Source organism: Aeromonas sp. HMWF015 (assembly GCF_963878965.1).
GTDB classification, from domain to species: Bacteria; Pseudomonadota; Gammaproteobacteria; order Enterobacterales; family Aeromonadaceae; genus Aeromonas; species Aeromonas veronii.
The window spans coordinates 1-8,925 of record NZ_CAWNZT010000418.1; the positions used below are offsets into that span (position 1 = coordinate 1).

The 8,925-nt window shown below is 56.5% G+C and carries 5 protein-coding genes; 3 read left to right on the forward strand and 2 right to left on the reverse strand.

Annotated features, from left to right (window positions below; all coding sequences use genetic code 11):
- Positions 1-148 precede the first annotated feature (148 nt).
- Positions 149-2,623, forward strand: coding sequence for a glycogen/starch/alpha-glucan phosphorylase (locus AACS18_RS21495; RefSeq protein WP_108613273.1), 2,475 nt, complete (start codon positions 149-151; stop codon positions 2,621-2,623).
- Between the two features lie 63 nt (positions 2,624-2,686).
- Here AACS18_RS21495 and AACS18_RS21500 read toward each other — a convergent pair whose 3' ends face one another.
- Entirely contained in the window at positions 2,687-4,069 is a 1,383-nt protein-coding gene (locus AACS18_RS21500) for an SLC13 family permease (protein WP_108613274.1), read from the reverse strand.
- 161 nt (positions 4,070-4,230) lie between these two features.
- Positions 4,231-4,665 carry a thioredoxin TrxC gene (trxC, locus tag AACS18_RS21505; RefSeq protein WP_108613275.1) on the reverse strand — a complete coding sequence of 145 codons (435 nt, stop codon included), beginning with the start codon at positions 4,663-4,665 and terminating at the stop codon, positions 4,231-4,233.
- Positions 4,666-4,852: 187 nt separating this feature from the next.
- Between trxC and AACS18_RS21510 the strand changes: the two genes are divergently transcribed.
- The gene (locus tag AACS18_RS21510) at positions 4,853-7,657 is read left to right on the forward strand and encodes a hybrid sensor histidine kinase/response regulator (protein ID WP_043824350.1); all 2,805 of its coding nucleotides are present in this window, start codon (positions 4,853-4,855) and stop codon (positions 7,655-7,657) included.
- A gap of 166 nt (positions 7,658-7,823) precedes the next feature.
- Positions 7,824-8,925: ABC transporter transmembrane domain-containing protein (locus AACS18_RS21515; RefSeq protein WP_258228789.1), on the forward strand; the 1,102-nt coding region annotated here is incomplete at its 3' end.

Here is an 8,925-nt window from a genome sequence, read left to right on the forward strand (position 1 = left end):
GTTTTTATCGGTTAAAGTGTGACTTGCGTTAACTTTTAATTCTGCCGCTTTAGTTAGTATTCTCACGCCGGTACATATTTTGAGATAACAACAGCGCCGGTCCCGCAAGCGGGATAACAATTTTATTTGTAACGAAGGAATATGGTTTATGGCTACCAAGAAGAAGACAGACCAGGATCTCCAACTGGATAAAGATCAGCTCAAGGCGAGTATCGTGCGTCACCTGCGTTCTACCTTGGGAACAAGCGAACAGAAAGCCTCTCCCGAAGCGTGGTGGAAAGCCACTGCTGCGGCTGTCAATGAACAGGTGTACGAGCGCCTGACCCGCACTCAGCAGACTCATTTCAAGAAAGATACTCGTGCGATTCACTATCTCTCTGCTGAATTCCTGATGGGACGATTGACTTCCAACAACCTGCACAACCTCTCCCTCTACAAGACTTGCGAAGAGGCGCTGGGCGAACTCGGTCTGGAACTGACCGACCTGTGCGAACAAGAGCCGGACATGGCACTTGGCAACGGCGGCTTGGGTCGTCTGGCTGCCTGCTTTATCGACTCGCTGGCCACTCTGAACTATCCGGCGGTTGGTTACGGTATCCACTACGAACACGGTCTGTTCCGTCAGGAAATTCAGGATGGTCGCCAGATTGAGCGCCCAGACTCCTGGCGTGAATATGGCAACCCCTGGGAGATCTGCCGTCCCGAGTCGGTGCAAGAAGTGCCGCTCTATGGCTACGTCGAGACCGTGTTTGGTGACAATGGCGGCCTGAAGAAGGTGTGGCACGCCGGTCGCAAGATTAAAGGGGTGCCTTGGGATATTCCGGTGGTCGGTTTTGGCGGTCACACCGTCAACATCCTGCGTTTGTGGGAATCCCGCGCCTCCGAGTTTTTCGACTGGGACGTGTTCAACGCCGGTGGTTACATCGACTCCCAGGCTGAGAAAGCCCAGGCCGAGACCATCTCCAAGGTGCTGTATCCGAACGATGAGACCTATGCAGGTAAAGAGCTGCGTCTGATCCAGCAGTACTTCTTCTGTGCTTGCTCCATCAAGGACATCATGCGCCGCTACAAGCGGGTCCATGGCAGTGACTTCAGCAACTTTGCCGCGCAAATTGCCATTCAGCTCAACGATACTCACCCGACTGTCGCCATCCCGGAACTGATGCGGGTGCTGGTTGACGAGGAAGATCTGAACTGGGATGCCGCTTGGGCCATCTGCTATCAGGTCTTCTCTTACACCAACCACACTCTGCTGCCGGAAGCGCTGGAGAAGTGGTCGGTCAGCCTGTTCGAGAAAGTACTGCCTCGCCATCTGGAGGTGATTTACGAGATCAACGCCCGCTTCCTGAACGAGTTGGTGGAGCCCAAGTGGCCGGGCAACGATGCCATCAAGGCCAAGCTTTCCATCATCGAAGAGGGAGCCGTGCGCAAGGTTCGCATGGGCAACCTGTGCGTCATCGGTTCGTCCAAAGTGAACGGTGTGGCCGAGATCCACTCCAAGCTGGTGAAGGAAGATCTCTTCCCCGAGTATGCCGAGCTGTGGCCGGAAAAAATGTGCAACGTGACCAACGGGGTAACCCCGCGTCGCTGGCTGCTGGCCTGCAACCCGGAGCTGGCGGGTCTCTACAACGAAGTGGTGGGCAAGGAGTGGCCGCTGCAACTGGACAAACTGCGTGGCGTGGTGAAGTTTGCCGACGACAAGGCGTTCCAGCAGCAGTTCATGACCATCAAGCGTCACAACAAAGAGAAGCTGGTCAAGGTCATCAAGGACGAAACCGGTATCGATGTCAGTGCCGAGGCGATCTTTGACGTTCAGATCAAGCGTCTGCACGAGTACAAGCGCCAGCAGCTGAACCTCATTCACATCATGGCACTCTATCGTCGTCTGCTGGCCAACCCGGACTATGACATGCATCCGCGCGTGTTTATCTTCGGCTCCAAAGCGGCGCCCGGTTACAAGCTGGCCAAAGACATCATCTATGCCATCAACAAGCTGGCGGATCGGGTCAACAACGATGCTCGTATCCAGGGCAAGCTGAAAGTGGTGTTCATGCCGAACTACCGCGTGAGTCTGGCCGAGAAGCTGATCCCGGCGGCAGATGTCTCCGAGCAGATCTCCACTGCAGGTTATGAAGCATCCGGTACCGGCAACATGAAGATGGCACTCAACGGTGCAATCACCATCGGGACGCTGGATGGAGCCAACATCGAGATCGCTGAAGAGGCGGGTGCCGAAAACTGTGCCATCTTCGGTCTGAACGTGGACGAAGTGAAGTCGCTGAAGGCGCGTGGTTACAACCCGTACGACTTCTACTATGCCAACTCCGAGCTCAAGGCCGTTCTGGACTGGTTTGATACCGACTACTTCACGCCGGGTCGTCCGGGTGAGCTGGCCTCCATCAAGCGCTCTTTGCTGGAAGGGGGAGACCCTTACCTGACCTTGGCGGACTTCCAGTCCTACTCGGATGCACACAAGCTGATCGATACCTGGTATCGGGATCCGGCACTGTGGGCGAAGAAGGCCATCATCAACTCGGCCACCATGGGTAAGTTCAACTCAGACCGTTCCATCCAGGACTATGTGGATCGGATCTGGGATCTGAAGGCCTGCAACATCGGCTAATCAGATTCATAAATGAGAAAACCCCCGCAATGCGGGGGTTTTTGTTTATTGGGGGGAGCTGGATCAGAGGATATCGCCAACGAAGTAGGCCAGCAGGGCGAGCAGCACGGTAAAGACCACGTTCAGAGCCATACCGGCTTTCATCATCTCCCTCTGGCGGATGTGGCCACTGGCAAAGACGATGGCATTGGGCGGCGTGGCGACCGGCAGCATAAAGGCACAGGAGGCACCGATAGCGATCAACACAGACATCACCACAGGTGATACACCCAGCGCCTCGGCGACACCGGCAAACAGGGGAACCAACAGTGCGGCGGTGGCGGTGTTGGAGACCAGCTCGGTCAGGAACACCACGAAGGCGGCCAGCATAAGCAACACGACAAAAATGTTGGCGTTGGAGAGTACGGCCGACAGATGGCTGGCCAGGAATGCGCTGGTACCAGTGGCCTTGAGAATGGCGCTCAGGGTCAGACCGCCGCCAAACAGCATCAGCACGCCCCAGTCGGTGTTCTGGTTGACGTCATCCCAGCTGGCGACACGGCTGACCACGATGGCCACGATGGCGCCCATGGCAATCAGGGTGTCGAGTTGCGGAATACCGCCAAAGGCGTTGGAGATGGGTTGTGAGCCGATCCAGAGCACAACGGTGGTCAGGAAGATTGCCAGCGTCACTTTACGCTCGCGGGTCCAGTTGATGGTGACATCCTGGATCTCGACGCGGTGGCTGAGACGCGGGCGGGTTACCAGATAGAGCAGGGCAATGCCGCAGGGCATCAGGATCAGCACGACTGGAACACCGAATTTCATCCAGTCAGTGAAGCCAATCCCCATCTGGGCGGCTGCGATGGCGTTGGGTGGGCTACCCACCAGGGTGCCGATGCCGCCGATACTGGCGCTGTAGGCGATCCCCAGCAATACGAAGACGAAGGTGGCGCGCTCTTTTTTGCTATCGAGGCGTGCCAGCATACCGATCGCCAGTGGCAGCATCATGGCGGTGGTAGCGGTGTTGCTGATCCACATCGACATGGCGGCTGTGATGGTAAAGAGCAGGATGACGCCCCAACCCAGATGACCATTGGCCAGGTGCATCACCTTGCCTGCCATCAGGGTATCCAGTCCCTGTTTTGAGAGGGCTGCCGCGAGGGCGAAACCGCCAAAAAAGAGGAACAGGATCGGGTTGGCAAAATCGGTGAGGGATTTGCTCATGTCAAACACCCCGAGCACGGTAGCCAGCAAGGGCACCAGCAGCGCGGTGATGGTGACGTGCAGTGCTTCGGTCAGCCAGAGGATGGCGATAAAGACCAGAATGCCCAGCCCCTCATTGACCATGGGGTCAAACGGGAGCCAGGCGAGCATGGCGCAAAGTAGCAAGACATCCAGGATGACGATCCCTGATTTGATGTCCAGCCAACGAGATGGAGCAGAGGGTACAGCTGATGTGTGCATAATGTTCTCTCGGTTAATTTATGGTTGTTTTTGTGTTGCTGAGATTACATCCATTCACTTGTTTGAAACAGACTCACATGTTGAAAATCAGCCTCTACTCACATACTCATTGATAAAAATGAGGAAATTAACACATAAATAAAACATGTGCGAAATATAAATCAAACATCCATGAACTGTTCCAGCCATTGCTTGAACATGCTCTTGGGCAAGGAGCCATTTATCTGGTTCACCAGTTTGCCCTGTTGGAAGACCATCAGGGTGGGGATGCTGCGAATGGCGTAACGGGCGGCAATGGTGCTCTGTTGCTCGGTATCGACTTTGGCAAAGCGCATCCGTGGTTCGAGTTCATGGGCAACCTCATGAAATACCGGAGCAAACTGCTGGCAGGGGCCGCACCAGCTGGCCCAGAAATCGACCACGACCGGGATATCTGAGTTGATCAGGGTATCGAAGTTATCCGCCTTCCCGAGGCAAGGGGTCTGGCTGAACAGGAGGGCTTTGCAGCGCCCGCATTTGGCAGATGTATCGATATGGGTAACGGGCAGGCGGTTCCTGGTAAAGCAGTGGCTACAATAAGTAGTGATAAATGACATAATTGGTTCCTTCTAAATCAGCTCTGGCCGGGGATATGATGAAAAGCCAGAATGAAGCAATCGCGAAACAATAGCGAAATATCAGAGCAATAACGGTAACACAGTGCCCAGCGGGAGTGGATAATTCCCCCAGGGTTCATTGCCTTACCGGATAATTCAGCGACCACCAGATGAGAGTCGAGACGGGATGAATAAAGGATCACGGAAAAACCGTGCTGTGCCTGGGCTGATTGTTGCCCTGCTGCTTGCCTTTTCGGGCTACTGCTGGCAGTCGCTCAGTCAGCAGCAGCAGGCCCACAACCTGAACGAAGCGGCCGAGGTGGTGCTGAACAGGATCAACGCCGATACCCTCTATCTGCTTGGGCGGGAGCAGGCCAATGACAGCAATGTCCAGCAGCGCCTGAACCAGTTATCCATCACCCTTGACGGTTTTGTACGGGAAGTCAGAAGCGATCCCGAGCTGGTGCAAGACGACCTTTCCCAGGCTCTGCTTGATGACATGGACAACTATCTGATGGCGCTGGCCAGGCTTCATGCCATTGAGATGGCTATCGAGTACCTCAATGCGCCCCTGCAGGCCCAGATTAAAAAGGTGCGGGGGATAAGCCCGTCAGACAGTGCGCTTCATCGCGACCTGGAGGAGTTGGCGCAACTGAGCAACTATCTGCAGCGCAGTTGGGACAAACGTGAACAGACTACGCTGGACCAGCTGCAACAGCAGTTGCAATCCCGTTATGGCAACTTGCCGGAGATCGCCACCCTGATCCGCCTGAGCAAGGAGATGAGCCAGCAGGTGATTGCTTATCACACCTTGCGTTACCAGCTCATCGACATGCATGTGATCGAGAGTCTGGTGCGCTGGAAACTCGACAAGCTGGAGCGCGCCTCCTCTTTGATGAACCGCTTCTATCTGATGGTGCTGTGCGGGGCTTTGATCTGCTTTGCGCTGGTGGCCTTCACCCTGTGGCGCCGCAACCAGAAGCTGAGCGAGTTGTCGCGCCAGACCGGCTTGCTGGCTCAGGCCAAAAGCGATTTTCTGGCCAACATGAGCCACGAGATCCGCACCCCCATGAATGCCATCATAGGTTTTAGCTCGCTGGCACTGCAGACCGAACTGGATCAGCAACAGCGGGACTATCTGGGCAAGATCAAATCCTCATCCGATACCCTGCTGCTGCTGATCAACGACATCCTTGATTTGACCAAGGTGGAGTCAGGCAAGCTGACGTTGGAGGAGATCGACTTCGATCTCAGCGAGCAGCTCGATTCGCTGGCGGGCATGTTTGCCGATCTGGCGGAGCGCAAACACGTGGAAGTGGTTATTCGCAAGTCACCGGAAGTGCCGGTCTTCTTGCGTGGGGATCCCTTGCGATTGGGACAAGTGCTGGTCAATCTGGTGAACAACGCCATCAAGTTTACCGAACGCGGTGAAGTCGAAGTCTGCATCGAGCTGGCCAATCCTCACCCAATGCGGATCCGCTTCAGTGTGCGCGATACCGGCATCGGTATTGCCGAAGAGAAGCAGACCCAACTGTTTCAGGCGTTTACCCAGCTGGAGGCGGGCAATACCCGAAAATATGGCGGCTCGGGACTCGGGCTCAATATCTCCCAGCGGCTGGTGGAGCTGATGGGGGGGCGGATCACCGTAGAGAGCAAGCCTGGCGTCGGCTCTCTGTTCAAGTTCGATATTCCGATGGCGCAGGCGGTCTACGGCGTGGCTGGACGGAAAGTCTTCTTCGAAAACCAGCCGCTGGTGATGGTGATGGATGACAACGAACTGGTGCTGGATCTGGCCCGGGACATTCTGACTCGGGCGGGAGTGCGAGTGCTGCCGGTTAACTCCCTTTCCCGCGCCCGTCAGCTGCTCCGTGAAGAGGGACCGAATCTGCGGTTGGCGATCCTCGACTGGCGCATGGGTCAGGAGGATGGGCTCGATCTGGCGCTGGAGATGTATCAGCACAGCCAGTGGCGGCGGATCCCCATCCTGATGATCAGCGCCTGGGCCAGAGAGGGGCTGCACGCCCGGATGGATAGCATGGGGCTGACCCATTTTCTGCCCAAACCGATGACCGAAAATGCCCTGCTGGCCAAGGTGGACGAACTGCTCAACGGTAGCTCCTACGAGCTCAACCTGCGCAAGGCCGAGGCTCAGGGGGATCAGCAACACTTCAAATCCCTGTTGCAGGGTACCCGAGTGCTGTTGGCGGAAGACAACCGGGTCAATCAGCAGCTCATCATCGAATATCTGCGGCGCGTCGATGCGGTAGTGTGTGTGGTCAGCAATGGTCGGGAGGCGGTGGAGCGGGTCGCCGAGCAGCCTTTTGACGTGATCCTGATGGATTTGCAGATGCCGGTGCTGGACGGACTCGATGCCACCCGCCAGATCCGCAAGATGGTCGACAAGCACGATGTGCCCATCATTGCCCTCACCGCCAGTGCCATGCCCGGTGACAAGGAGCGTTGTCTGGGGGTGGGGATGAATGGCTATGTCACCAAGCCGGTGAGCAAGCTGGATCTCTACAACAACCTGCTGCAGTGGGTAAAGCCGCAAGGGGTGGAGCAGGCGGGGATCATGGAGGTGAAACCGCCGGATATGATCGGGATCCTCGATCTGCAGGATGCACTCAAACGGCTGGAGCAGGACAAGGAGGCGTTGCAGATCCTGTTCAAGCTGTTCATGTCGGAGCACAAGGACGATCTGTGGGAGATCCGCTCCGCCCTGCGCCGTCAGCAACCCGAGGTGGCCAGCAAGCTGCTGCACACCCTCAAGGGGGTGTCGGCCAATATCTCGGCGGCCCGTCTGCAATTGGTGGCTGGCGAGCTGGAGTGGCGCCTGCGGCAAAACGAGGTGCTGAGCGAGACGGATCTGGAGCAGTTGCAACAGGTCTTTAGCCAGACCAGGGAAGAGGTGTCACACTTCCTGTTGACCGGTGAGCAGCATGAAAATTCGTATAATCCCTATTCATCAGGGGATGATCGCATGTCACAGTGAATTAAATAGTAATTATTCTCAACCATCCCGGTTCGGGATATGATGAGCTTTCGTTCGAATCGCCTCCAGCCGGAGGCGATTGTTTTCATTCTTCTATTTCTGCGTGGCTTCTCTGATGGCCGCTCCTTGGCGCGGTCACGGGCAGAGAGCGCTAAAGGTTGGTGGTGTGAGCGTATTTCTACGATTGAGCTGGTTTTTCAAGGAGCAGTGGCCCCGTTATCTGGCTGCCATCTCCCTGCTGCTGATGGTGGCCCTGTTGACCGTTATTCCGCCCAAAGTGGTGGGCTGGGTGGTGGATGGCATCACCAAGGGCGGTCTCGACAATGGTACCCTGATGCGCTATCTGGCGGGGCTGTTTGGTCTGGGTGTGCTGATTTATCTGCTGCGCTACGTCTGGCGGGTGATGCTGTTCGGTGCCTCTTACCGTCTGGCCTATGTGTTGCGCAATCGCCTGTTCAGTCATTTCACCCGGATGAGCCCAGATTTTTATCAGCGCCACCGTACTGGCGATTTGATGGCCCATGCCACCAATGACATTCAGGCTGTGGAGATGACCGCTGGCGAAGGGGTGCTGACTCTGGTGGACTCCATCATGGTCGGGGTATTGGTGCTCTCCATCATGTGCAGCCAGTACTCCTGGCAGTTGACGCTGGTCTCCTTGCTGCCGCTGCCGGTGATGGCCTATTTCATGAACCGCTTCGGCACCCAGATCTACACCCAGTTCAAGGCGGCGCAAGGGGCCTTCTCCAAGCTCAACAACAAGACCCAGGAGGCCCTTTCCGGCGTGCGAGTATTGAAATCCTATGCGGTTGAATCGCTGGAAGATGAAGGCTTTGCCGAGCTGACCAAACAGGCGGGGGAGCGCAATATGGCGGTGGCCCGCATCGATGCCAAATTCGATCCGGTCATCTATCTCTGTATCGGTTGCTCCTACTTCCTCGCGGTGGCGGGGGGCAGTGTGCTGGTGCTGAGCGATGAGCTGACTCTGGGTGAGCTCACCAGCTTCACCATGTACCTCGGCCAGCTGATCTGGCCGATGTTTGCCATCGCCTGGCTGTTCAACATCATCGAGCGGGGTAGCGCCGCCTACTCCCGTATCGAAAGCCTGCTTGGGGAGCGCAGCGATATCGAAGAGCCCGCCCAGCCGGCGGTGTTTACCTCAGCCTTTCCTTTGCAGATCAAAGAGGTGAGCTATCAACTCGAGCCGCGCACCCTGCTTGCGGATATCGACGTTACCCTCAAGCAAGGGGGGATGCTCGGGGTGGTGG